This window comes from Streptomyces sp. NBC_01235, assembly GCF_035989285.1.
Lineage (GTDB): Bacteria > Actinomycetota > Actinomycetes > Streptomycetales > Streptomycetaceae > Streptomyces.
The window spans coordinates 6398828-6424980 of record NZ_CP108513.1; the positions used below are offsets into that span (position 1 = coordinate 6398828).

The 26153-nt window shown below is 69.8% G+C and carries 16 protein-coding genes and 2 pseudogenes; 12 read left to right on the forward strand and 6 right to left on the reverse strand.

What is annotated here, in order from left to right:
- Positions 1 to 505 precede the first annotated feature (505 nt).
- Positions 506 to 3949: a DNRLRE domain-containing protein gene (locus tag OG289_RS28635; protein ID WP_327316921.1), complete on the reverse strand. Its 3444-nt coding sequence runs from the start codon at positions 3947 to 3949 to the stop codon at positions 506 to 508.
- A 491-nt stretch (positions 3950 to 4440) separates the two neighbouring features.
- On the opposite strand from OG289_RS28635, the gene OG289_RS28640 reads away from it, so the two are divergent.
- The 6 genes from OG289_RS28640 (at position 4441) to OG289_RS28665 (ending at position 16713) form a co-directional block, all read left to right on the forward strand.
- Entirely contained in the window at positions 4441 to 12525 is an 8085-nt protein-coding gene (locus tag OG289_RS28640; protein WP_327316922.1) for a polymorphic toxin-type HINT domain-containing protein, read from the forward strand.
- Positions 12526 to 12750 (forward strand): hypothetical protein, encoded by a 225-nt coding sequence (locus OG289_RS28645; RefSeq protein WP_327316923.1) that lies wholly within the window; start codon positions 12526 to 12528, stop codon positions 12748 to 12750.
- Between the two features lie 107 nt (positions 12751 to 12857).
- A complete protein-coding gene (locus OG289_RS28650; protein ID WP_327316924.1) occupies positions 12858 to 13274 on the forward strand; it encodes a hypothetical protein in 417 nt (138 codons plus the stop codon).
- 11 nt (positions 13275 to 13285) lie between these two features.
- Positions 13286 to 13945: a hypothetical protein gene (locus OG289_RS28655; RefSeq protein ID WP_327316925.1), complete on the forward strand. Its 660-nt coding sequence runs from the start codon at positions 13286 to 13288 to the stop codon at positions 13943 to 13945.
- A 147-nt stretch (positions 13946 to 14092) separates the two neighbouring features.
- Positions 14093 to 15325, forward strand: a complete 1233-nt coding sequence (locus OG289_RS28660) for an FG-GAP-like repeat-containing protein (protein ID WP_327316926.1) — start codon at positions 14093 to 14095, stop codon at positions 15323 to 15325.
- Positions 15326 to 15432: 107 nt separating this feature from the next.
- Positions 15433 to 16713, forward strand: a complete 1281-nt coding sequence (locus tag OG289_RS28665; RefSeq protein WP_327316927.1) for an FG-GAP-like repeat-containing protein — start codon at positions 15433 to 15435, stop codon at positions 16711 to 16713.
- A gap of 33 nt (positions 16714 to 16746) precedes the next feature.
- Here the strand turns inward: OG289_RS28665 and OG289_RS28670 are convergent.
- The 3 genes and pseudogenes from OG289_RS28670 to OG289_RS28680 form a co-directional block, all read right to left on the reverse strand.
- Positions 16747 to 16914: pseudogene (locus OG289_RS28670) on the reverse strand (DUF397 domain-containing protein); the annotation flags it as partial.
- Positions 16915 to 16980: 66 nt separating this feature from the next.
- Positions 16981 to 17190 carry a DUF397 domain-containing protein gene (locus OG289_RS28675; protein WP_327316928.1) on the reverse strand — a complete coding sequence of 70 codons (210 nt, stop codon included), beginning with the start codon at positions 17188 to 17190 and terminating at the stop codon, positions 16981 to 16983.
- An 8-nt stretch (positions 17191 to 17198) separates the two neighbouring features.
- Positions 17199 to 18050 carry a helix-turn-helix domain-containing protein gene (locus tag OG289_RS28680; protein ID WP_327316929.1) on the reverse strand — a complete coding sequence of 284 codons (852 nt, stop codon included), beginning with the start codon at positions 18048 to 18050 and terminating at the stop codon, positions 17199 to 17201.
- Between the two features lie 187 nt (positions 18051 to 18237).
- Between OG289_RS28680 and OG289_RS28685 the strand changes: the two genes are divergently transcribed.
- The 3 genes from OG289_RS28685 to OG289_RS28695 are packed head-to-tail and all read left to right on the forward strand — an operon-like array spanning position 18238 to position 19237.
- A complete protein-coding gene (locus OG289_RS28685; RefSeq protein WP_327316931.1) occupies positions 18238 to 18657 on the forward strand; it encodes an ATP-binding protein in 420 nt (139 codons plus the stop codon).
- Between the two features lie 35 nt (positions 18658 to 18692).
- Positions 18693 to 18920, forward strand: a complete 228-nt coding sequence (locus OG289_RS28690) for a hypothetical protein (protein ID WP_327316932.1) — start codon at positions 18693 to 18695, stop codon at positions 18918 to 18920.
- Positions 18917 to 19237 (forward strand): hypothetical protein, encoded by a 321-nt coding sequence (locus tag OG289_RS28695; protein WP_327316933.1) that lies wholly within the window; start codon positions 18917 to 18919, stop codon positions 19235 to 19237. Before OG289_RS28690 ends, OG289_RS28695 begins: the two co-directional genes overlap by 4 nt.
- A gap of 148 nt (positions 19238 to 19385) precedes the next feature.
- Here the strand turns inward: OG289_RS28695 and OG289_RS28700 are convergent.
- Positions 19386 to 19739: pseudogene (locus OG289_RS28700) on the reverse strand (response regulator transcription factor); the annotation flags it as partial.
- Between the two features lie 21 nt (positions 19740 to 19760).
- Here OG289_RS28700 and OG289_RS28705 point away from each other — a divergent pair.
- Positions 19761 to 20003, forward strand: a complete 243-nt coding sequence (locus OG289_RS28705; protein ID WP_327316934.1) for an ABC transporter permease — start codon at positions 19761 to 19763, stop codon at positions 20001 to 20003.
- Between the two features lie 218 nt (positions 20004 to 20221).
- On the opposite strand, the gene OG289_RS28710 is transcribed toward OG289_RS28705, so the two are convergent.
- Positions 20222 to 21193, reverse strand: a complete 972-nt coding sequence (locus tag OG289_RS28710) for a D-2-hydroxyacid dehydrogenase family protein (protein ID WP_327316935.1) — start codon at positions 21191 to 21193, stop codon at positions 20222 to 20224.
- A gap of 194 nt (positions 21194 to 21387) precedes the next feature.
- Here OG289_RS28710 and OG289_RS28715 point away from each other — a divergent pair, with 194 nt between their 5' ends.
- Both OG289_RS28715 and OG289_RS28720 read left to right on the forward strand, forming a co-directional pair.
- A complete protein-coding gene (locus OG289_RS28715; RefSeq protein WP_327316936.1) occupies positions 21388 to 22332 on the forward strand; it encodes a glycosyltransferase family 2 protein in 945 nt (314 codons plus the stop codon).
- 439 nt (positions 22333 to 22771) lie between these two features.
- Positions 22772 to 26152, forward strand: a complete 3381-nt coding sequence (locus OG289_RS28720; RefSeq protein WP_327320827.1) for an AfsR/SARP family transcriptional regulator — start codon at positions 22772 to 22774, stop codon at positions 26150 to 26152.
- Position 26153 lies beyond the last annotated feature (1 nt).

Genomic DNA, 26153 nt, shown 5'->3' on the forward strand with positions numbered 1-26153 from the left:
GCATGGTCCGCGACGGGACCACGAAGTCGTCGCAGTACCTCACCAGCACCGCCGTGTCCGTGCAGCGTTGGTGCATCGAGGGGTGCTGAGGCAGCGGCGGTGGAGGTTGGACGGGTCCTATGTCTGTCTCTGGTCGACAACGTGGCGTCCGGGCGGGGGCGCTCAAGCAGACGGAGTCGGCACACCGGTGGAGTGATGGCCATCGGGTGAGCTGTCCGGCGAGAGCAAGGATCTGCTCGACACCGAACCCGCGGTGTACGCCAGCGCCGTATCTCGGTGGGAGATCGCCGTCAAACAGTCCCTCGGGAATCTGGAAGGCCCGGAGGACCTGGTTGAGCGGGTACGCGACAGCCCGGGAAGCCGCCAGATCCGTGAGTGGCGAGCCCGACGCCCCGGACCCCGATGTTCCGGCCCGGGGTGACGGACCGCAGGTACGGCGACGACCGAACGGGCCCCGACTCCTGCGGAGGAGTCGGGGCCCGTTCGGTGTCGGCCGGTCGGCCGGTCAGCCCAGTTGCTTCATCGTCGTGTTGCCGGTGGAGCGCAGGGTCGTGGCCGCGCCGATGGCGGTGGCTCCGCCCTTGTACAGCAGGAGCGCTCCGGCACTGTTGGTGGCCACGATGTCGGGGATGCCGTCACCGCTGATGTCCGGGCTGCCGTAGAGAAGGGGGAAGGCCGCCTGCGTCATGGTGCCGGAGACGTAGGCGTTGTCGCCGTCCAGGCTTGCGGCGGCCGTGCCCAGGCTCTTGAGGTCCGTGCCCACGCCGTCGCTGTCGAGGATGCCCTTGCGAAGCCAGATGTTGCCGGCGGTGGTCCGGTAGGTCAGGTCGGCCGCGCCGTCGTCGTTGTAGTCGGCGATGGCCACGAAGTCGCGTTCCTTGTCGGCCCAGGCGGAGGACGTCAGCTTGACGGCCTCGCTGAACGTCCCGCCGCTGTAGCCGCTGAACACCCACAGTTCGGCGCCGCCCGTTCCGCCGGCCACGAACAGCTCGGGCTGGCCGTCGCCGGTGATGTCGCCCGCCGACTTGATCTCCGAGAAGGTGGACGGGGCGGGGGCGTTGGACGGCAGTCGTATCTCGATGCGCTTGCTGACGTCGATGGCGCCGTAGCCGTCGCCGGGGTAGAGGAAGAGCCGGCCCTCGGGGGTGCGGACGACCCAGTCGGTGACGCCGTCGCCGGGGGCGAAGTCGCCGTTGTGGGTGACCAGGGAGTACGTGACCGTGCCGTCGGCCTTGGTCTCCCAGATGTGCGGGGCGGTGGCGTCGTTCTCGAGCAGGGTCCCCTTGTCGTGGGTGCCGAGCGTGGCGGCGATGAAGGCGCCGTTCTGCGACAGCGAGTCGATCCAGAGGTTTCCGGCGGCGTCGATGCGGCCGAAGTCGGCGTTGCCGTCGCCGTTCAGGTCGCCGGGGCCGTCGGCGACCGAGCGTGGCGTGACGTAGAAGAAGTACTTGCGGGCGTTCGGGGAGGCGTTGCCGGCCGAGTCGAATTCCTTGACGTACAGGGTGTTGGGGCCGGCGGAGGGTGGCTGGACCGCGGTGACGGTGGCCGACTTGACGGGAGTGGTGCAGGAGGCCGTGAGACCGCCCGTGGTGCCCTGCTTGCCGTTCGCGCAGACGTAACCGGCGTAGCTGGTGGAGTTGATGGAGTAGGCGAACTTCACGATGTCGGTCTCGGAGGTGTCGCCGACCGCGAAGGTGAAGCTGCCGGAGTTGCCGAACGGCTTGGGGGACCAGACCTCGGGGTTGCCGTCCTCGTCCTGGTCGCCGGGGAAGTCCGTCGAGACGACCGGTGCGGGGGAGTCGGGCAGGTCGGTGTCGTAGACGAAGCGGCAGTAGAGGGTGCCGCTGGTCGGCGCCCAGGCGCTGCTGGCGTCGGCGTCCCAGGCGCGTACCCGCCACTGGTAGGTGACGCCGTTGGCGAGCCCGGAGAGGTTGGCCGAGATGGCGGCACCGCTGGTCGTCGGCCGGTGGAAGATCGTCTTGGCGCCGGTGTCGGTCCGCGTGAGTTCGAACTCCAGCTCCTTGAGCACGCCGTCCGGGTCGGTGGCCTTGGCGCTGATGGAGATGTTCGCCGACTTGCCGATCTTGATGTACGGCGACGCGCTGGTGTCACAGGAGCCGGGGCTCATGGTGAGGGTCGTCGGTGTGTTCGGCTTGCGGTTGTAGGTGATGGCCACCGTGGGCGAACCGCCGCCCTCCGCCTGGAACTTCTTCCAGGAGTACGTGTCGGTCTCCAGGCTGCTGGAGGAGCCCGTCGGCGCGGAGGACGACGTGGAGGCGACCAGGCCGATGTTGAAGTCGGTCCAGCCGTTGTTCGCGACCTCCTGGGCCAGCGAGGTGACGGTGAAGTTGACGTAGGCGTTCGGGCACGCGCTGTTGGACTTCCAGCCGTAGGCGAAGGACTTGGAAGTGATCTTCCTCTTCCAGGCCGGCTGGTTGTTCCAGGTGGTCTTGGTGCCGAAGGGGTCCGTGCGCCACACCTGCACGGTGCGCTTGCTGCAGGACCAGGAGTGCGTTTCGAGGACCTTCAGGGTGGCCGAGGAGACGGTCGCGCCCTTGATGGAGCTCTTGATCTTCATCTTGAAGAAGGACCGGGCGGTGCCCCAGGTCTGCTTCTCGAAGCCGACGCGGGCTTCCTTGGTGTCCTCGTTGTAGTTGGCGCCGTCGTAGAAGCTGGAGCCCGGATACCGCTTGTAGACCGTGGTCCAGTTGGCGCGGACGCCGGTGGTGGAGGGGTCGACGAAGAGCGGGTAGGTCAGGTTCTCGGTGGCGGTGAGGTAGTTCTTCGGCGGGGTGACGGTCAGGACGCCGCCCTCGAAGTCGGCGTCCGCGGTGGCGGCGTGGGAGCCTTCGCCGGGGCCGTTCACGGCGGGCAGGGCGAGCGTGTCGTTCGCGGCGTCGGTCTGCGCGAAGGCGGCGGGGTCGGCCGCGACCGCTCCTTCGACGGCCCCTGCTACGCCCCCTTCCACGGCCTCGGGGTCCTCGTTGGTGCCGGTCGCGGCCTCCGGATCGGCGGACTCGGTGCCGGCGTGGGCGGACTCGGTGTCCGTGTCGTGCGTGCCCGCGGAGTCCCACAGGAACGGGGTGGGGGAGACGGCGATCTCGGCGCCCGCGCTGTCCTTGGCCATCAGCACGTCGGTCGACGGGTCGAGGGCGAAGGTGAGGCTGGAGGAGGTGACCCGGTAGCGCGGCGGGGCGTCGGCCAGCTGCGCGGCGGCCTCCGGCGTGTGCACGACCAGGACGTGGGTGAAGCCGGTGTCGCGCGCGGACAGCATCAGGTCCACGCCGGGCCGGACGCCCTCGTACAGCGCGCGGTTGTCCTCGACGACGGGCTCGGGCAGCGTGCCGGGCCACTCGAAGTCGATCTCGTGGCCCTCGGCGGTCATCGTCAGCAGCCGGGTCCAGGTGGACTCGGCCTCGTCGTCGACCTGCTGGGCACGGCTGCTTCCGGTGCGGAAGACGGCGGCCCGGACGGTGGAGCCGGAGGTGCGCGCCGCCGCCTTGCGGGCCGGGGCGCGGTCCGGGTCACCGGCCGAGAAGGTCACGGGGTAGGGGCTGTTGACGGAGTGCCAGCCGTTGTCGTCCCGCTTCAGCGTGGTGTCGACGGGTGCCCAGGCGCCCTCGGCGTTCTTGGCGCGCACGGGCGCGACCGACGCCTCGTAGGTGAACGACCCGTCCGCGTTGGCGTAGGTCGTGGAGAACTCGTCGGTCAGCGTGGCGACTTCGACCTTTTTGCCGCTCTTGCGGGCACGGCGCTGGGCCTCGTCCTCGTCGACCGGTTGCGCGGCGCGCTTGGCCCTGGCGTCGGAGGGTTCGGCGTCGTCGTCGCGCAGGGACAGCACGGCGGCGCCGCCGGCCAGCACGGCCAGCGCGACGGCGGCGGCCAGGGCACGCCGAACACGGCGTCTGCCGGGCGGACTTGGTTCCGGGGCGGTGTCGAGGTCGCTCAAGGGGCCCTTCTCCAACAGGCTGGGCCGCGTGGCGTCGGGCCGGCGCGGCATGGCTCTTCCAGGGGTGCCCTCGGGCCTGGTGACAAGCCGTGACGAGCGCGCGACGCGTCGGATCTGGGCGGTTGGAGTATGAACAGCTACTCCGGGTGAGATCAACACCCTTCGGACGGCCACCACTTGGCAACGTCGGCACAAAGCGCCCCAGAGAGATTCTTTGCCGATCTTTGTCTGATTTTGATCAGTGACATAGCTAACACAGATTCGGCACATCTTGACGTGGATCTTCACAACACCTTTATGTTCGTGCTCAGTTCGTAAGTTGTTGATCACCATGTGCCATCGGTCCGCTCGTTTCTGATGGTTTATGACTCGGAAAGGGTCAATTGACCGTGCGTGCGGTGCTGTCGTGGTGCGGGAGGGGTTCGCTGGCGAGATCGCCGCGCGAGCGTCTGGTCCGTCGTAGAGCCCGGGTCGGTGTCATAGCCGGACTGGTGCTTGCCCTGAATGTGACCCTCCTGCCCGGCGCCGTGGCGTTCGGCCCCGGCGACCCCCGTACGCCGGTCGACCTCGCCGAACTGCAGGAGACGGACCCCGTCCCGGTCGACGAGGAACTGACCGGCAATCTCGAGGAGTTGTCCGGCCAGGCCTCGACCAAGCCGAAGGAGCCGTACGAGCCGGCGGCCGTCGCCGAGGTCCCGGAGGCGTCCGGCACCAAGGCCGTCGACACCATGGCCGCCGGCGCCACGACCGAGGTCGCCAAGTCGACCGACGGCACCATGACCATCGGCGTCGGCGCGCCGGACGGAGCCTCCCCGGCCCAGGTCGACGCCCTCGAAGGCCAGTGGAGCGTCGCCGCCGCGTCCGAGGACCAGGCCGTGGCCAACGGCGCGCAGGGCTTCATGCTCGCCGTCGACGCGCCCGACACCGCCACCGGTGACGCGGTCGTCTCCATCGACGCCACCAAGCTCGCCGAGACCTACAGCGCCCAGTGGCTGGACCGGCTCTCCTTCACCCTGATGCCGCCCTGCTACGCCACGACGCCCGACGTAGAGGAGTGCTCCACGGGCGTCCCGGTGAGCACCGCCGTCGAGCGCACCGGCAAGACCGTCGACGTGGCGGTGGACGCCGGCGACTCCTCGGGCTCCGAGGCGGACCCCGGCGAGGACAGCGCCACCGACGAGATCGACGGCTCCACCGACACCACCAAGGCGGTCCCCGAGACCCTCGTCAACATCACCCTGGACACGGCCCAGTTGCAGGCCGTCTCGGGCACCACGACCACGGCGACCGCCGACCCGGCCGTCGCCGTGGGGAACGACTCCACGGTCAGCTCCGCGGTCTGGCACGCCGGCCGCCCCGCCGACGCCGTACGGCAGATCGCCGACGGCTCCGGCGGCGGGTACCTCGTGGGCAGCTCCTACGGCGCCGGCTCCGGCGGCGACTTCTCCGCCAGCCCGATCGTCTCCGCGGGCTCCTGGACGGCCGGCGGCTCCTCCGGCGCGTTCACCTACGCGTACACGATGGCCGCCCCGCAGGTCCCGGCCGGTCCCTCGCCCAACGTCACCCTCAGCTACAACTCGCAGACCTCGGACGGGCGGACGTCCTCCACCAACAACCAGGTCTCCTGGGTCGGCGAGGGCTGGGACTACAACCCCGGCTCCATCACCCGCACCTTCGTGGGCTGCGCCGCCGACACCGCGGGCGCCAACAACAAGGGCCACTTCACCGGCGACCAGTGCTGGGGCTCGTACAACGCCGTGCTGTCCCTGAACGGGACCACCACCGAGCTGGTGCGCGACGACACCACCAAGCAGTGGAAGAGCGCCCGCGGCGACAACATGCGCATCGAGCTGCTCGACGCCGCCGACTACAAGCGGATCACCGGCATCGACGGCTCGGGCAACGGTGACGACAACGGCGAGTTCTGGCGTGTCACCACCGACGACGGCACCCAGTACTACTTCGGCCTCAACCGCCTGCCGGGCTGGACCTCGGGCAAGCCGGAGACCAAGTCGGTGCTGTCGGTGCCCGTCGCGGGCAACCACGACAGCGACCCCTGCTACAAGCCCGCGTTCAAGGACTCCTTCTGCGACCAGGGCTGGCGCTTCCAGCTCGACTACGTCGTGGACACCACCGGCAACGCGATGACGCTGTGGTGGGAGAAGGAGAAGAACGCCTACGCGCAGAACATGAAGGAGAAGCCTCCGGTCGTCTACGACCGGGGCGGCTACCTGACCCACATCGACTACGGGCAGCGCGCCGGTTCACTGTTCACCGAGGAGCCGCTCGGCCGGATGCGCTTCCACGCCGCCGAGCGCTGCTTCGACGACAACGCCTTCAAGGTGGACTGCTCGGACACCAACTTCGACTCCAAGCAGTCCGACCGCACCCGGCCCTGGTTCGACACCCCGGCCGACCTCTCCTGCGAGTCCGGCAAGAAGTGCCAGACGTACGCCCCGACCTTCTGGTCGCGAAAGCGCCTGGCCTCGGTCGACGCCTGCGCCCAGCGTGAGCAGGACGTCAAGCTGACCGAGTACACCTCCGACGCCGACGGCAACGAGACCGGCCAGCGCAACGCCTGCGGCGTGGACGGCGACTCGGCCACCACGACGCTGCTGTCGAAGGTCGACTCCTGGGGCCTGAAGCAGTCGTTCCCGTGGAACCTCACCGGCGAGTACACCGCGCTGTGGCTGGAGTCCATCGCCCGCGTCGGGTACGCGGTCGACGGTTCTCCCGCCGCCCTCAACCCGGTCTCCTTCGGTCACAACGAGAGCGCGCTGCCCAACCGCGTCAAGAACGGCGCGTCCGACCCGGACGAGGTGTTCGCCCGGCTGCGTATCCAGGAGGTCGTCTCCGAGTACGGCGGCCGCACCCACGTCGACTACAAGGCCCCCGAGGGCAAGTGCCTCGCCGGTTCCACCCGCCCGGCGATCGACAAGAACGACCAGCTCTGCTACCCGGCCTACTGGCACGCGGACGGTGAGCTGGAGGACAAGCGCATCTCCTGGTTCCACAAGTACGTCGTCGACAAGATCACCGAGTTTCCGCGCCTGGCGGACGCCAAGGAGATCGTGACGCAGTACAAGTACGAGACCTTCGGCGACGCCGTGAACGGCGCGCTGTGGGCCAAGAACCAGGCGGAGTTCTCCCGTCCGAAGAAGCGCACCTGGGACGACTGGCGCGGCTACCCGACCGTCACCACGATCACCGGCGTGACGGACGCCGGCGAGGGCACCGCCGCCGCCAAGTCGGTCACCCGCTACTTCCGCGGCATGAGCGACGACGTCCTCGCCGACGACACCCCGGAGAAGGCGTCCGACGACGTCAAGCGCTCCTACAGCATGACGGACATCACGGGCGCGGTGCTCAAGGAGGACCGCAAGGCGTACGCCGGCATGGTCGCGGAGTCGCTGACCTACCCCGACACGAGCGCGGCCACCGACACCGGCTGGACCGCCCGTACCGTCAACATCCCCGACACCCCGGTCCGCCTGGCCACCCGCAACCGCACCGACGGCCCGGACGTCGTGTCCGAGCGGGTCACGCTCGGCGAGACCCGGACCATCAGCAAGGCCTCGGTCAAGGGCCCGGACGGCTCGTTCCTGCGCACGATCACCACCCAGACCGACTACGACGCCACGTACGGCCTGCCGACGAAGGTCCGCGAGTTCGGCGACGTGGCCGTCGCCGGCGACGAGTCGTGCACGGCGACCTCGTACGTGCACAACACGGGCGGCGAGAACTACCTCGTCGGCCTGGTCGCCCAGACCGTCACCACCACCGGCACGACCGCCTGCACCGCCGACCTCTCCTCCGCCACGGCCTCGACGCTGGTCAGCGCCTCGCGCATGTACTACGACGGCGCCACCGCGCACACCGCGACGCCCACCAAGGGCCTGGTGTCCAAGACGGTCGCGCCGAACGGCGCGGGCACGGACTGGGAGACGACCAACCCCGAGTCGCGCACCGAGTACGACTCGGTCGGCCGCGTCGTGAAGGTCACGGACCCGACGGGCGTCGTCAACACGACCAAGTACACGCCGGACAGCGGCCAGGTCTACCGGATCGACACGGTCACCGGCAGCAAGGTCGTCGACGGCGTGGAGACCGGCTTCACCGAAATCACCACCCTGGAGCCCGGCCGCGGCACCACCCTGAAGTCGACCGACGCCAACAGCCGCGTCGAGTCGTACGAGTACGACCCGCTGGGCCGCGCGGTCGCCGCCTGGGACGCCACCCAGTCCGCGACCGACGACCCGACCGTCAAGTACACCTACAACACCGCCTCGGACAAGCCGGTGTCCGTGGTCGCCGAGTCGCTCTCGGACAACCCGAGCACGGCCGCCGGTGACGGCACGTACAAGTCGTCCACCACGATCTACGACGGCCTGGGCCGCGAGCGCCAGTCCCAGACCCCGGCCGTCGGCGGCGGCCGCCTGGTCACCGACACCCTGCACAACAGCTCCGGCCAGGTGCGCTACACCCGCAACGCGTACTACATGGAGGGCGACCCGGACACCCAGCTGGTCGTCCCCGACTCCGAGTCGCTGGTGCCCAACGCCACGACGTACACCTACGACGGCCTGGGCCGCGTCCTGACGGTCACTCCGGTGCACAGCTCGTACCCGCAGACGGGCGAGACGTTCACCAACGCCGGCAAGGACGTGCCGACCACGGACCGCCGCACCCGCTACGAGTACGGCCTCGACTACACGGTCGTCCGCCAGCCGGCCGGCACCCCCGCCTCCCGGGTGTGGACGGACGCCCTGGGCCGCACCACCCGCCAGGACACCTTCAGCGACACCTCGCTGACCGAGGCCGGCGCGGTCACCACGACCTACGAGTACGACCTCCGCGGCGACATGGTGACCAGCACCGACGACGTCGGCAACACCCGCACGTGGAAGTACGACGCGCTGGGCCGGGTCACCGACACCACCGACCCGGACGGGGGCGCCGCCCACACCGACTACGACGCCTACGGCCGCGTGGACAAGGCCACCGACGCCCGGGGCCAGACCGTCTCGTACACCTACGAGCGCCTGAACCGCGTCGAGCAGGTCAAGGTGACGCCGAAGGGCTCCACCACCGCCACCCTCGCCCAGACGTACGCCTACGACGGCGCGACCGGCGGCAAGGGCCAGCTCTCCTCGTCCACCCGCTACACCGACACCAAGGCGTACACCACCTCCATCGCCGGCTACACGGCCGACTACCAGCCGACGGCGATGACCACGGCCCTGCCTCCGGGCTCCACCGCGGGCCTGACGGCGGACGGTTTCGCCACTCAGTACACGTACTCGTACGCGTACAACCGTGACGGTCAGCTGGAGAAGTACACCGCCCCGGCGGCGGGCGGCCTCAGCGCCGAGGCCGTGATCACCCGCTACAACGAGGCCGGCCTGCCGACCTCGGTCTCCGGCCAGGACTGGTACGCCTCCGAGACCTCGTACTCGCCGTACGGCCAGGTGCTGCGCGCGACGGTGGGCGAGCAGGGCCGCCGCCTGTGGCAGGAGAACAACTTCAACGAGTCCACGGGCGAGCTGCTGAGCAGCAGGCTCGTCCGGGAGTCCCAGACCCCCGACACGAGCGTCGTCCCCGGCAGCGAGGTCAGCAAGCGCTCCTACGCCTACGACGCCTCGGGCAACGTCCTGTCCGTCGCGGACCGCATGGGCACGACGACCGACCAGCAGTGCTTCAAGTACGACACGCTCGGCCAGCTGAAGGAGGCGTGGACGACGCCGGGCGGCGGCGCCTGCACCGCCACCGGCAAGACCACCGCCGAGCCGGTCTACACCGACGGCACGGTCAACGTCTCCTCCAACAACTCCGGTTACTGGCAGTCGTACGACTACGACGTCCTGGGCAACCGCACCAGGAAGACGGCGTACAAGGCCGACCCGACCATCACGTCCGGGGTGCGCGACACCAGCGGCGACGCGGTCACCGACTACGCCTACGGCACCAGCGACACGGCGAAGAACGACCAGCCGCACACCCTCACCTCGTACACGACGACGTCGAAGCCGACGGCGGCGGGCCCGACGGTCAAGACCCGCTCGGACCAGACGTACGACAGCGCGGGCAACCTGGAGAAGCGCACCACGGGCGGCGACACCGCCCAGGCCCTCACCTGGACCTGGGACGGCAAGGTCGAGTCCGTGACGGGCTTCGGCGCGGACGGCTCGGGCGCCTGGGTGGGGACGGGCGACATGTGCCTGGACCTGGCCGGCGGCACCCCCAATGCCGGCACCGCCATCCAGATCTACGTGTGCAACGGCAGCAAGGCGCAGAACTTCCGCGTCTCCGCAGCCGACGCCAACAACGACGGCACGGTCGAGGACGCCACGATCGGCGCGCTCGTCGTCGGCGGGAAGTGCGCCCAGCCGAACGGCACCGCGGCCGCCTCGCCCGTCCTGGTCCAGTCCTGCGACAACGCCGTGGCGGCGCAGCGCTGGCAGACCCTGAGCACCGGTCAGATCAAGCACGTCTCGACGGGCCTGTGCCTGTCCGCCCCCGCGTCGACGGTCGGCACCGACCTGACGCTGGCGGCCTGCAACTCGACCGCCGCGACCCAGCTGTGGAAGCCCGCGTCGAAGACGACCTACGTCTACGACGCCATGGGCAACCGCCTGCTGGAGCGCACCAGCGCGGGCGCGGTGCTGAACCTGCCCGACACGAAGGTCTCGCTGACCACCACGGGCAAGGTCCGCTACGCGGAGCGCACCTACGCGGGCATCGGCGGCCCGGCGGTGACCCGTTACCGCGAGAGCACCAACAACACGGCCGGTTTCAGCGAGCACCTGTTCGCCCAGGCGACGGACCTGAACGGCACTCCCCTGGCGGAGGTCCGCCTCGACGCCACCATGGCGATCCGCACGGCGAAGAGGGACCCGTGGGGCGAGGACCGCGCCGCGAACCTCGCACCGCGCTCGCACACCGGGTTCCACACGGGCGACGAGGACAACGAGACCGGCCTGACGCACATGGGCGCCCGGGAGTACGACCCGGGAACGGGCCGCTTCATCTCGGCCGACCCGGTCCTGGACGACAGCGACCCGCTGCAGGCCAACGGCTACTCGTACGCCAACAACAGTCCGGTGACGCACGCGGACCCGTCGGGTCTGACGTCCTCGGCGTCGAGCTTCGACGCGTCGATCGCGGCGCTGGACGCGAAGATGGCCGAGTACCAGAAGACCCTGAACCGCTCCATCGGCGACGTCATCCTGGCGACCGGCTGGGCCGTGTTCAAGGAGTTCATCGGCTGGAACGACGTGGTCGGCTGCTTCACCCAGGGCGACCTGTGGGCCTGCGGCAGCCTGTTGATGGACGCGATCCCGTGGACGAGCGTCTTCTCCAAGGGCAAGAAGATGTGGCGTGCCTTCAAGGGCACGATGAGCGCGGTCAAGGCCTGGCGCGCGGCCAAGCGCGTCGCCGAGATCGGCATGAAGGCGGCCAAGGCCGCGAAGGCAGCCCTGATCAAGGCCAAGAAGGCCGCGGAGGCGGCCGCAGCCGAGGCGAAACGCAAGGCGAGAGAAGCGGCCAAGCGGGCAGCCGAGGCGGTCAAGAAGAAGGCCAATACGGGTTCGAAGGGCGCCCGGGGCAACTCGGCCCAGGTCAAGGCCGGCAGAGGCGCCCAGCACAAGGGGTCATCGGGCGGCGGCAAGGCGGAGAACAAGTCCGGGGGCTCGCGCAGCAAGTCGGGCAAGGAGGACTCGGGCGGCGAGGGATCCGGGTCCAAGGAGGCTTCGGACTCGGAGGGCGGCAGTTGCCCGGTCAACTCCCCGCCCAACAGCTTCACGCCGGACACCAAGGTCCTGATGGCCGACGGTTCGACCAAGGCGATCAAGGACGTCAGGGCCGGCGACAAGGTCCTGGCGACCGACCCGGAGACGGGCGAGACCCGGGCGCAGACGGTCACCGCCGAGATCCTCGGCAAGGGCGTCAAGCACCTGGTCAAGGTGACCATCGACGTCGACGGCAAGAAGGGCTCCAAGACCGCCGAGGTCACCGCGACCGACAAACACCCCTTCTGGGTCCCGGAGCTCAGCGACTGGATCGACGCGACTGACCTCAAGTCGGGCGAGCGGCTGCGCACCAGCGCGGGCACGCTGGTCCAGATCACTGCGGTCAAGCGCTGGACGGCACTGGACGCGACGGTCCACAACCTGACCGTCAGCATGGTGCACACGTACTACGTGGTGGCGGGGACCACTCCGGTTCTCGTCCACAACTGCGGTACCGTCCGCAATGACATCCTCGACGAAACGACGTCGACTGCCGAAAGCAACGTCGACATCGTGCACCACAAGCGGAAGGCGAGCCTCGTCAGCGAGCACACGATCACCATGGAGGACGCGATGGCCACCGCCCGCGACTTCCTCGGGGAGGGCATGCGCGACGTGGCCAAGGGGCGGGGAATCTTCCGGAGCGCCGACAACCGCCGTGGATTCCGCATCGACCCGGAATCCATCGCGGGAGGCCATTGGCCCCACATCCCGCATGTGCACTTCGAGATCTTCGACGACATAGGGAAACCCTTGGCCAACAACCACGTCCCCCTGGCCGAGCCGTAAATGACGAGGATCGAGCTGGAGAGATACGGGCGTATCCGCTCGGGGTTCTACGAGGGGTACTTCGTGAAATTCCACGACGACTCCGACGTCACGGGCGGGTATTACATCTACCTGGTCAACGACCTGGCCGCACCCACGGACGGGGGCGACTACTGGGTGGCGGACATGGCGGAGCTCGAGTCGTTCGTGGAGTCCTCGAAGTGGGAGATCGAGTGGGTCGAGTGAAAAGCCACTGTTGTCGCCCCTGAGCAGGAGCGCAGTCCGGAGGGCCCGTCGGCATCAGCGCCGACGGGCCCTCCGGGCTTTCGCATCCCCGGGATGAGGAGGAGCACATGACCGGTGCCGACTGGTACGCAACGCGACCGGACAGGCTGCCCACGTTCGTGAAGAACGCGCTCGGCACGGACGCCCGTCCCGAGGTCCTGCTGGACCGCGCCGAGGCCCGAGCGCTGGAGGACAAGAGCCTGAACCGGTTCCCGCCCACCCTCAGTTCGGGGATCGACTGGGACTCGACGACGTACCAGCGTCGTCTGAAGTGGTCCGACGAGGCGCACTGGGCGGCCATCGCGGCGGACCTGCTCGCCGAGCAAGTTGCGGCAGGGAAGCGGGTCGCCCTCCTCTGGGGAGACCTGACCGTGCCGACGGTGCTGCTGCCGGCGGAGCTCGTCGTCGCGCACGCCGAGGAGGGCCTTCTCGCGGACACGTTCGCCCTGCGGCAGAATGAAGGCTTTTCCGACCGCGAGGAATGAGATCCGCCGAGATGTCGAAGTGGCTGAAGGACTGGTATCCGGACGTTACCGCTGTGGGTGGCCTCGCAGCAGCCATGAGTGAAGCAGCGACGCTGCGCGGGTGCGACATCGGACGAGTGTCCCCGACACCCGACGGCGTCACGACCGAGACGACAAGAGGTTTCGTGTCGGTCGGTCTTGCGGCCGAGGAGCGTCTGTTCCGGGTGAATGTCTCCATTCCGGACTTCGCCTGGTCGATCGGCTCGACGGACGATCTCGGATTGCTCGTGGAGGCGGTCGCCGCATGGCGGGAAGGCGCGCCGTACGACGAGTTGCGGGCGAGATTCGAGTTCCTGGAGCTCGATGAATTCACCAGGGCGCTCGAAAGGGGAGAACCCACCTCGTCGCAGTGGTCCGCCCTCCTGTCGTCCGACTTCTACAAGGGGCAACGGAACCTTCTGCGCCGCATCCATGCGGATGAGACGCTCCGGGGTTTCTTCCCCACGATCTCGCACGGTGCCGTCCGCCTCCGGGTGGAACCGTTGGACGGAGCAAGCCGTCAGCTCCTGGTGGCGGAGCTGGAGGGGGAGCGTTACGAGGTCCTGCGCGCCGGTGTGCCAGGGCCCACCTGGGTCGAGGTGCCGGCCGGCGATCTGATCGACCATCTGCGGGCTGCCTTGAACCGACCGTGAGCTCGGCCGGGCCGGGGATGACTAGGGACCCCGGGGCCTGGTGACGGTTGTGTGTGTTCGAAGGGCGCGGTGTGCCTATCATGCACACAACATTCACGTGTTCGAGGCATGCGCGCCCCGGACATAGCGCACCCCGGGGGAAACTGAGTGCGTCCGACTTCTTCGCGTGCACTTCGTGGCGCCCTGACGGCCGGTGTCGCAGCCGGAATCATCGCGACCGCCGTCACCGTGCCCGCCCAGGCCGCGAGCGGGTACGACCGTTGCCCATGGGGCAGCCTCTGTGTCTTCAGCGATCCGCTGGGCAAGGGGCAGATGCTGGTCGTCAAGGGCAGCATGCTGAACCTCGGCGCGTGGGACAACCGCATCAGCTCCTACGCGAACCACACCGAATGGCCGGTGTGCTTCACCATCGCCGCGGGGCTCGACCCGCGGGAGGGCGCCTCCCACGAGTACCCGGGGCAGGGCTCTTTCGACGAGAGCGCGACGCCCGAGCTCGACAACGCGGTCAGCTCTCTCGACCTGGGGCCCGAAGCGGACCACTTCTGCGCGAGTGAGAGCCGGTACGCGGTCTACCAGTGGGACAACGAGCCGAAGCCCAGGCCCGCCGTGCTTCCCGAGCAGGGGGCCTTCGGCGATGTGAACGGCGACGGGTACGCCGACCTCTTCTCCCGTAACAAGTTCGGGCAGTTGTGGACGTCCCACGCGTCCGGCAGCGCGGGCAGGACCCGGCTCGTCGGGAGCGGCTGGAACGCCATGACGCAACTGGTCCGGCACGGTGACTACAACGGGGACGCCAAGGAGGACCTGTACGCCCGTGACAGGTCCGGGGTGCTGTGGTTCTACCCGGGCCGCGGTGACGGGACCTTCGGCACGCGGGTACGGGTCGGCGGCGGCTGGAACACCATGCGCGACCTCGCGGCCGCGGGTGATCTGACGGGCGACGGCAGGGCCGATCTGCTCGCCGCCGACGGTGCGGGCACCCTGTGGACGTATCCAGGTGACGGCAAGGGTGCCTTCGGGGCGCGGAAGAAGGTCGGCGGCGGCTGGAAGGCCATGAACGAGCTTGTCGGCGCGGGCGACATGAACTCCGACAAGCGAGCCGACCTCGTGGCCCGCGACACCACCGGAAAGCTGTGGTTCTACCCCGGCAACGGCAAGGGCGGCTTCGGCACCCGCAAACTCATCGGAACCAGTGGCTGGAACGGGTTCACCGAGCTCGTCGGCCTGGGCGACATCACCGGTGACGGGCGGCCGGACCTGATCGCACACGCCCCGCGCGAGGCCTCGCTGCGCGTCTACCCGGGAACCGGTGCGGCGGACGGCGGCCTCAAGGCCGCGAAGACCTTCGCCGGCCTCCCGTCGAGCGTCCGGGTCTTCTGACCGGCACTCGGTACCGCTGCCGCCCAGAGGCCGCATCCCACCTTCCTGACGGAACTCCGGTCCGGAACTTCCGGGCCCGATCTTCCGGACCGAACGGAGACCGATTCATGCTTCGCACCTTCCCGGGCCGACGGGCCCCGGGCGAACTCCCTTCGCGCGGACGTACCGCCGCCCGGCGGACCCTCGGCGCCGCGGTGGCCCTCGCCGCGTCCATGGCCACGTTGGTCAGCACGGCCCCGCAGGCGGCGGCCACGGACAACTCGGCCCGCTGCCCCTCGGGGAAGCTGTGCCTCTTCCAGTACGGCCAGTACAAGGGCGAGATGAAGATCGTCTCGTCGAGCCAGGCCACCCTGGGCGGTTTCGACAACAAGACCTCGTCGTTGGTCAACAACAGCGCGAGGTGGGCAGTCGCATACACCGGCGCCAACTACACGGGCAATGACACGCTGCTCATCAGCCCGCACAACGGAGCCATCGAGCTCACCGGCGGTGCGTTCGGCGGCGCGTTCGACAACAAGATCAGCTCGTTCCGGGTCGCCACCACCGAGTACGAGGTCGTCCAGGGCGTCCCCTGGATGGACTGGTACCGCCAGCCGGAGGAGAAGCGGCCGGAGGGACTTCCCGACGTGGCCCGCTTCGGGGACCTGAACAACGACGGACGTCCCGATCTCCTGGAGCGCGCGGCCGACGGCCGGCTGTGGTTCCTCTCGGGCATCGGCAATGCCGACGGGAGGACCAAGGGGAAGCTCGTCGGGAGCGGCTGGAACGCCATGACGCAACTGGTCCGGCATGGTGACTACAACGGGGACGCCAAGGAGGACCTGTACGCCCGTGACAGGGCCGGGGTGCTGTGGTTCTACCCGGGCCGGGGCGACGGCACCTTCGGGACGCGGAAGAAGGTCGGCGGCGGCTGGAACACCATGCGCGAGATCAGCGCGGCCGGAGACCTGACCGGTGACGGCCGCAGGGATCTGCTGGCGCGCGACACCGCCGGAAAGCTGTGGCTGTACCCGGGCAAGGGCAACGGCGTCTTCGGCGCCCGCAAGCTCGCCGGCAGTGGCTGGAACGCCTTGAACCAGATGGCCTCACCGGGCGACATGACCGGCGACGGCAAGGGCGACCTGGTGGCCCGCGACGGATCACGTGCGCTGTGGCTGTACCCGGGCAACGGCAAGGGCGGCTTCGTGGCGCGCAAGAAGCTGCCCTACGCCTGGCCCAGCGACGAGCCGGTGATCGCGACCGGTGATGTGAACGGCGACGGACTGTCAGACCTCATGCGACCCATCGACTACCAAGTGTTCGTCTACTACGGGAACGGCAGGGGTTCCGTCAGCGGCCCGAACGCCGACATGCTCTGGGACACCGCGACCAACGTCCGCGTCTTCTGACCCGACGGGGGCCTGGAGCCGGCGTATGCCGGACAGGAGGTCGGCGAGGGCGGCGGGGGTGGTCGTAAGGACCGTGGCGGGGGTGTCGCTCTCGCGGAGGTGGAGGGTGGCTGAGGCGGGGGTGGAGGCGAGTTCGAGGCAGGCGTTGCCGTCTCCGCTCCCTGAGAAGGAGGACTTCTGCCAGTTGCCGGGCGTGGTCATCGGGCGCCTCACACTTCCTTCGGGAGTCGGTGGACGGAGCCGCGCGGCTGCCTCCAACGAGGTGCGTCACCTCTGCCGGGCGGTCAGGGCATCAGTGCGTATGCCTGCCAGAAGGTGGGTCAATGCGGTGTGGGTGGTCGTGAGGACCGTGGCGGGGGTGTCGCTCTCGCGGAGGTGGAGGGTGGCTGAGGCGGGGGTGGAGGCGAGTTCGAGGCAGTTGTTGCCGTCTCCGCCGCCGGAGAAGGACGACTTCTGCCAGTTGCCGGGACCAGTCATGCCGCGCCTCACACTTCCTTCGCCAGCCGGTGGATGAAGTCACGCGAACGCCCGGGTTCGAGTGACGCAGCCTCCACCTTACGGAAGAGCATTCGAAACGCACCGAGTTGGGCTTCGGAGTCGACGAACGCCGTGCCGTGAGGCGCATCGCGTACGACTGTGTCCAGCTTGGGCACAGCGCCGCCCGCGTACATCATCGTGCTCCAGGCTCCGGCGAATCCATCGAGGTCGAAGGGGATGACACGTACTGTGACGTGATCCGCCTCGGAGAGTTCCAGGACGTGAGTGAGCTGAGCGCGTGCGGCAGCACGGTCACCGACCCTGATGCGCAGGGCCGCCTCGTGGATCACGGCTTCGTAGGGGATGGGCGCGGAACCCTCGATGACAGCGCGACGGCGCATCCGGTGCTCAATGCGCAATTCCATGTCCGACTGGGGAAGTTCAGGCACCCGATACGAGAAGACGGCGTGGGCATAGTCCTCGGTCTGCAGAAGGCCGGGGATGTTGAGGGACTCGACGTCTCGCCGGTGTGTGGCGTGGTACTCCAATTCGGCAAGGTCCAGGAACGACGTCGGCAGCAGGCCCCGGTACTCCTCCCACCAGCCGCGTGTCCGATCGGTCGCGATGGCCACCAGCGCGTCGATCAACTCCGTGTCCGTGCACGAGTAGTGGGCTGCGAGTCGTCGTACGCGTGCCTCGCTGACACCGGCCGTACCGAACTCGATCTGGCTCATCTGGGCGGAGTCCGTGCCGAGCAGTGCGGCGGCCTCGCGTCCCTTGAGCCCTGCGGCCTCGCGCAGTTTCCGCAGTTCGGAGCCCAGGCGCTCCTGACGAGCAGTCACCTGTGTTCTGCGGGCCACGACTTCCTCCTCGAACTCGTTCGGGTAGCAGATTACGGCAGCGCCTTGCGTGGTCCCAAATTGTGGCTCTACCGTCAGTGACGCAACGTGCACGCTGCGGAAGCGCACCGCTCCGTCCTGCCATGACGGCTGAGGCATGCCACCGCCCGTGATTCCACCCCCCCAACCCCTCACTTGGAGCTGCCCCATGCCCGAAACCGCCCCCACATCCGACTCGTGGGAGTACTCCCTCTACATCCCCACCGACCCTCGAGCCGTCACGGTCTGCCGCCGCACCCTCCGCCTGATCCTCACCCTCCACGGCCTCGGTGGCCTCCTCGACACCGCCGAACTCCTCGCCTCGGAGCTGATGTCCAACACCGTCCTGCACACCAAGGGCCCCGCATGTCTCCGCCTCCGCTTCCGCGACGGCGTCCTGCAGATCGGCGCGTGGGACGCCGACCCCGAACCCCCTCAACCCCCCAGCCTGCTGGAGGAACTCGGCGACGCCGAGAGCGGCCGGGGGATGGCTCTGGTGCGGGCCTGCTCGGACCTCTGGCACTGGCAGCCGCTCTCCCGGATGGGCCACCGGGGCAAGCTCGTGTGGTGCGAACTGAACGCGGCGTAGCTCGTTGATCACGTCGGACAGAAAGGAGAGCCGATATGACGGCGATGCAGTACTTCTGGCGGCACCCCCTCGCCCAGGAAGTTCGAGAAGAAGGGCGTGTCGAGAAAGGGGTCGAGATGACCCTGAAAATCCTTGAGTGGCGCGGCATCCCGGTCCCGGACTCCGTCCGCTCCAGGGTGGAGACGTGTACCGACGAAGACCTCCTCGAGCTCTGGGCGCGTCGTGCAATCCAGGTGGACAACGCGGAAGACCTTCTTCGATGACGAACGTTCCTGACGTCGCCGCCGATGCCCAGGGAGAGCGGAGGGAACCCTGGCGGCTGCCCGAGTACATCTGGCAGGACCACTTCCGCCGAAAGTGGCTCGAACATGCGGAAGAGGCCTTCAGGGAGGGCTACGAGGAAAGCTTCCGTACGCGCCTCGAGCGGTCGGTGATCCTCCGTCTCTTCTTCTGGCGGAGTATCGAGGTCCCGGCGGCCGTCGCGAAGAGGCTGTGGGAAACCGAGGACCTGGCCCAACTCCAGCTCTGGCGTGAACGCGCCTACGACATCACCGACCCGGAAGAGCTCTTCCGAGCCTGAGGACATCGGGTGCTCGGCCCCTCACCCCAGCACCCGCACCGGCGCCCCCGCCAAATACGCCCGAACCCCCTCTACCGTCTGACCGCTTGACCATGGAGAACGTCGACTCGAAGTTCGGGTTTGTGGAACGTGTATACGCCAGGGCGGTTCACGGGTGCTCGGCGGACGGTCCTGTGGGCTCCTGCCTGCCCACGCTGACCAGACCGGTCTCGTAGGCGGCGATGACGGCCTGGACGCGGTCACGCAGTTGGAGCTTGGCGAGGACGCGGGAGACGTGGGTTTTGACGGTCGTCTCGGCCAGGTGCAGGCGGTCGGCGACTTCGACGTTGCTCAGCCCTCGGGCCACCAGGCCCAGGACTTCGCGTTCGCGCGAGGTCAGCGAGGCGAGGTCGCGGTGGATCGCGGTGGTCTGGCTCCCCTGTTGCGTGAACCGTTCGACCAGGCGCCGGGTGACGGCCGGTGCGAGCAGCGCGTCGCCGGAGCGGACCGTGCGGACGGCGGAGATCACGTCACCTCCGTCGTCGTGACCGGACTGGCCGGCGGCGCCCTGGGCGTTCCGCTCGGCGTCACCCTGCACGGCTGGGTCGTCCCCGCCATGGGCCACAGCGCCGGCCTCAACCTCCCCGACTCCGTGCTCGCCGTCTACCACGCGACCGAACTGGGCCTGCTGGTCCTGGGCGGCCTGCTCATCGCCGTCCTGGGCGCGCTGCTGCCCGCGAGCTGGGCCGCCAGGGTGCGCACCGCCACCGCCCTGCGGACCGAATAGGAAAGCAACGCGCCCTGAAAGAAACGCGCCCTGAAAGAGCCGTCCACGCCGACGCGGCCAAAGACCTCTTCACCACCACCGTCCAGTGCCGTGGCAGGCAACGTTTGCCCGTGAAGGAGCGGCGTCCGGTGCGGCGAGTGGGGGCACCTCACACGCCTTTGAGGCAGTGGGGGAGCGTGCCGGGCGTCGCGACGGGGCGAACTTCGCCTGTCACGGCACTAGCCCAGCACCCGTACCGGCGCCCCCGCCAGATACGCCTGAATCCCCTCCACCGCCTGCCCGTAGTACCGCTCGTAGTTCGCCCGGGACACGTACCCCAGGTGCGGAGTCGCCAGCAGGCGGGGAGCCGTTCGCATCGGGTGGTCGGCGGGGAGGGGTTCGGCCTCGAAGACGTCCACGCCCGCGCCCGCGACACGGCCCTCCCGCAGCGTCGCCAGCAGTGCGTCCTGGTCGACGATCGCCGCCCGCGAGGTGTTCACCAGGTACGCCGTCGGCTTGAGCAGGGCCAGTTCGGCGGGGCCGAGCAGGCCCCGGGTGCGGTCGCTCAGCGCCAGGTGGACCGACACGAAGTCGCTCTCCGACAGCAACTCCTCCTTCGAGGCGGCCAGCCGCACGCCGACCTCCGCCGCCCGCTCATCCGTCAGGTTCTGGCTCCACGCGCTCACCTCCATGCCGAAGGCCAGCCCCACCCGTGCCACCGAACTCCCGATCTTCCCCAGGCCCAGCAGGCCGAGGCGGCGCCCGTGCAGGTCCGCGCCGACCGTGGACTGCCACGGCCCGCCCTCCCGCAGGGCGGTGTTCTCCTGGACCAGTCCCCGCGCCAGACCCAGCAACAGTGCCCACGTCAGCTCCACCGGCGGAGTCGAGGAGCTCTCCGTGCCGCACACCGTCACGCCGTTCGCCTTCGCCGCCGCGTAGTCGATCACCGAGTTGCGCATGCCGGAGGCGATCAGCAGTCGGAGCCGGGGGAGACGGTCCAGCAGCGATGCCGGGAAGGGGACGCGTTCCCGCAGGGTGACGACGCAGTCGAAGTCGGCGAGCGCCGAGGCGAGTTCGTCCTCGTCGCCGAAGTGCTCGGTGAAGGAGACCACCTCCAGCTCCTCACCCGATGCCGACGCCGGGACCGACCAGTCGGCGAAGGTCGTCGCGACGTTCTGGAAGTCGTCGAGTACGGCACAGCGGAAGGGCACGGTGTTTCCTCCGAGTGGGGTGGTTCTGGTCCGAGACAGTTACGGCGGCGGGGGACCCGACATCCCGGGGACCTGCGTCGGGGAGATCGGCGTCACGGGGAACGGTAGAACGGTAGAAAGGGCAAGCAAAATATGGAGGCGTCGGAGCAACGTCCGCACCTGAGGCAACATCTAGGTGAACGACGAGGCCGCGCATGGACGGACGCGGTCGCCGTCGAGGGCTGGATGGAGTGAGGGACGTGGAGTCGGTGGAGCCGAGGATCGCCGTTGCCGTGGTCACCATGGGGAACCGGCCGGTCGAGGTCGACGCCCTGCTGGAGTCGGTGGCCAAGCAGGACCTTGCCCCCGCGCGCATCGTGATCGTCGGCAACGGCTGCACGCTTCCCGATTTCGCCCGGCGGCTCTCCCTGCCCGGCGAGGTCACCACGATCGACCTCGACGAGAACCTCGGCTGCCCCGGCGGTCGCAACGTCGCCCTCGCCCGCCTGCGGGAGTACGGGGACATCGACGTCGTCGTGGAACTGGACGACGACGGGCTGCTCGTCGACGCCGACGTCCTGCGCCGCGTCCGCGACCTGTACGCCGCCGACCCCCGCCTCGGCATCGTCGGCTTCCGCATCGCCGACGAGCACGGCGAGACCCAGCGCCGGCACGTGCCGCGCGCCGGCGACGCCGACCCGATGCGCGGCGGGTACGTCACCGGCTTCCTCGGCGGCGGCCACGCCCTGAGCATGGCCATGCTCGCCGAGACCGGCGACTGGCCCGCCGAGTTCTTCTTCGCACACGAGGAGACCGACCTGGCCTGGCGGGCCACGGACGCCGGCTGGAAGATCCTCTACGCGCCCGAGCTGCTGCTCCAGCACCCCAAGACCTCGCCCGCCCGGCACGCCATCTATCACCGGGTCACCGCCCGCAACCGGGTCTGGCTCGTCCGGCGGAATCTTCCGCTGCCCCTCATCCCCGTCCACCTGGGCGTCTGGATCGCCGTCACACTGCTGCGCACGCGCTCGCTCGGCGGTCTGAAGGCCTGGTTCGCCGGGTTCGCGGAGGGTGTGCGGAAACCGGCGGGCGTGCGGCGGCCCATGAAGTGGCGGACGGTGTGGCAGCTGACCCGGCTGGGCAGGCCGCCGGTCATCTGACCGGCCACCATCGCAGCCGCCGAGGCACCGGAGACGTCGTCGAGGCAGAAACGGGGCGCGGGGCCCGGTCGTTCACCTCCGCCGACCGAAGCCCCGTACGCCCCCGGACCCGGCCGCGGCGGCGACACTCCCCCGAGCTGCGCGTCGACACGCGCGCACCGTCGGGCCGGTTCCGATGAAGTGATCACATCAGATCGCGCCAACGAATCGCTAACATGTGGCCAACGGTTCTTCGCGTCGTCGCTGGTCACTTGGCCTGAAGTCGTCGGGCGAGTACAGGAGTCGGCCGGACCGACAGCCGATTCCCGCGGGAACCGTCAGGGACAGGGTGGCGGAATATCGGCGGCCGGGGGCGGAATTCCGCCAGACGGCGGGGTACCCGTCGTGGAGTGCGAGCGATCCGGCACGGGCCGGGCGCGGAAGAGCGACGGGCGGCGTGATGCGGCGGTACGGGCTGCGGTTCGGACTGCTGGGCCCACCGGTCCTGTATGTGGACACGGCTGACCTCCCGGACACGGGCGTCGACGTGCGCTACCACGCCGACGCGCCCTACGACGCCGATGCGCGCCACCACGCCGACGCGCGTTACGACGCCGACGCGCGTTACGACGCCGAAGTGCCCTACGACGCCGAAGTGCCCTACGGGGTCGGCGTCCCGTACGGCACCGTCCGCGTCCCGTACGACACCGTCCGCAGCCCCAAGGTGCGTGTCCTGCTTGCCGCGCTCCTCCTCGACGCGGGCCGGATCGTTCCCGTCGAGTCGCTCAAGGAGGCGCTGTGGGGCGGCGCGCCGCCGGCCTCCGCGCAGGCCTCGCTGCACAACCACGTGACCCGGCTGCGCCGGCTGCTCGACGACCCGGAGCGGCTGCGGGCCGTGCCGCCCGGCTATCAGCTCAGGGTCGAGCAGGGCGAGCTCGACGTCCACGTGTTCGAGCGGCACGTCGCCGCGGCGCGCGGCGCGCACGCCGCACGGAACTGGGAACGGGTCGTGCGCGAGTGCGCGGCGGCGCTCGCGCTGTGGCGGGGCACCCCGCTCGGCGGCCTCCCGGCCGACCTGGGCGGATACGCCTTCGTGCGACGTCTGCGGGAGGCCCGGCTGCTTCTGCTGGAGTGGCGCTACGACGCCGAACTGGCCCTTGGCGGTGCGCGGTTCGAGCGCATCGTCCCGGAGCTGACGGCGCTGGCCGCCGAGCATCCGCTGCGCGAGGCGTACCACCGCCAGCTGATGCTCGCCCTGCACCGCACCGGCCGCCAGGCCGAGGCCCTCGCCGTCCATCGCGACCTGCGCACCCGCCTCGTCGAGGAACTCGGCGTCGAACCGGGCCCTGCGGTCCGCGAGGCTCATGCGGAGGTACTGGTCCCGGCGGCCGACGAGCCAGTGACCCGGCCTCCGACCCCACCCCCCACCTCAACCCCCGCTCCCGAGTCCTCCCGCGTCCGTCCGGCCCAACTCCCCCCACGGCCCGCCCATTTCACCGGGCGGGACGAAACCCTGCGCCTACTGCACCGCACCCTTGCCGCCGCACCCTCTGTCTCCTCCTCCACTTCCTGCTCCACTTCCTCCTCCACTTCCTCCTCCACCTCTTTCTCCACCCCCTCCGCCCCCAGCGACGGCACCAGCCCGGCCGTCGTCGTCCTCAGCGGTATGGCCGGCGTCGGCAAGAGCGCGCTCGCCCTGCACCTCGCCCATGCCATGAGGGAACGTTTCTCCGACGGTCAGCTCTACCTCCACCTGCACGGCGCCACCCCCGGTATGACCCCCCTCACCGCAGGCCAGGCACTCGCCGCCCTGCTGCACGACCTCGGCACGCAGCCCCGGCACATCCCCGAACACCCGGACGCCGCGTCCGCGTTGCTGCGCACCCTGCTCGCCTCGACCCGGACGCTTCTCGTCCTGGACGACGCCGCGACCGCCGCCCAGATCCGCCCGCTGCTGCCGGCCGGCCCCGGCTGCGCGGTGATCGTGACCAGCCGCTCGCCGCTGACCGTCCTCGACGGCGCCCACCGCTTTCCGCTCGCGCCGCTGTCGGGCGAGGACAGCGCGGCCCTGCTGCGGGCGGCCTCCGGCCCGGGGGAGGGACGCGCCGACCTCGACGCGGGCCACCCCCTCGTCGACCTCACCGGCCGCCTCCCGCTCGCCCTGCGCGTCGTCGCCGCCCGCCTCGCCGCGCGCAGCGCTCTCACCCCGGACGCGCTGGCCGGCCAACTGGCGGCGGCGGAGAGCAGGTTGTCCCACCTGGAGTACGACGACCTCAGCGTCCGCCGCTCCCTCGCCGTCGCCCACGACGCCCTCGCCGCCTCCGGACGCGAGGCCGACCGCGACGCGGCCCTCGTCCTCCGCCGCATCGGGGCCCTCGACCTCCCCGCCTACGGCGCCCCCCTGCTGGCCCGCCTCACCGGCACCGACGAACCCCGCGCCGAAGCCGCCCTGAACCGCCTCGTCGACGTGGCGCTCCTGGAGGAACAGGCCTACGGCCGCTACACACCGCACGACCTGGTGCGGGACTTCGCACGCGAACTCGCGCAGTCCGAGCCGGCGGACTCCGAGGGCGGCGCCGACGTGATGCAGACCGCCCTGCGCTGGTACGCCGCCGTGGCCGAACGCGCCCTCGCCGCTGTCGTCGAAGGAGGCCCCGACCAGGACGACCGGCGCCGTCCGACCGCCGCGCAGCCGCCCGACCACGCGACGCGCGTCACGGCCGTACCCCCCTTCGCCGGACCCGAAGAGGCCTTCGCCTGGTGCGACACGGAGTTGGAGAACATCGTCGCGCTGGTGGAGGGCGGCGCGGGCGTGACAGGGGTCCATGCCGCAGGAGGTGCCGACGCCGCTCTCGGCACGGCAGGTGCCGACGCGGCCCTCGGCAATGCCGGCCGGGGAGAAGACGCCGACGCGGCTCCCGCTGCAGAAGATGCCGACGCCGCGGACCATGCCCTCGTCTCCACCCTCCTCCGCCTCCTCTTCCCCTACCTCCAACGCCGTGGCCGGGTCGCCGAGATGGAGGTGCTCGGGCGGACCGCACTGCGTGTCGCGCGGCGGCTCGGGGACGAGGCCGCCGAGGCGTACGCCCTGGGCGACCTGGCCGGCCTGCACTTCCTGACCGGCCGTCAGCATGACGCGCTCGCCCTCAACGACCTGGCCCTGGTCATCTGGCGGCGGCTCGACCGGCTGTCCTGGATCCGGCGCTGCCTGAACAACCGGGGGCTGCTGCTGGAGAGCCTCGGACGGTACGAGGAGTCCGACGCGGCGCTGCGACAGAGCCTGGAGTACTCGCGGCAGTTGAACGATCCGCACGGCGAGGCCATCACCTACAGCCACCTCGGCAACCTGTACGAGCACACCGATCCGAGGGCCGCCATCGAGCAGCACCGGCGTTCCCTCGCGATCGGGGACGCGATCGGCGCCGTCATCGTGCAGCACTCTGCGCACTGCAACATCGGCTACGCCCATCTCGCCCTCGGCGAACCGGCCGCCGCGTGGCCGCACTTCGAGGAGAGCCTGCGCATCCTGGGCGGCCACGGCGACTGGCACGGCGAGTCCCAGACCCGGCTCGGCCTCGTCCGCGCCCTGCGTCCGCTGGGCCGCACCGAACGCGCGCTGGCGGAGTGCGCGGAACTGCTGCGCCGCGCCGACGCCCGTGCCGACCGCTACACGGGCGGTCTCGCCCGGCACCAGCACGGTCTTCTGCTGCGGGAGCAGGGGTATATCGAACAGGCGTACGAGGAGTGGCGGGCGGCCCTCGTCGCACTGGACGGGACGGACGAGAAGACGGTCGTACGGGAACTCGGGGAGCTGCTCACCGGCAACAGTGACAACCCCTGAT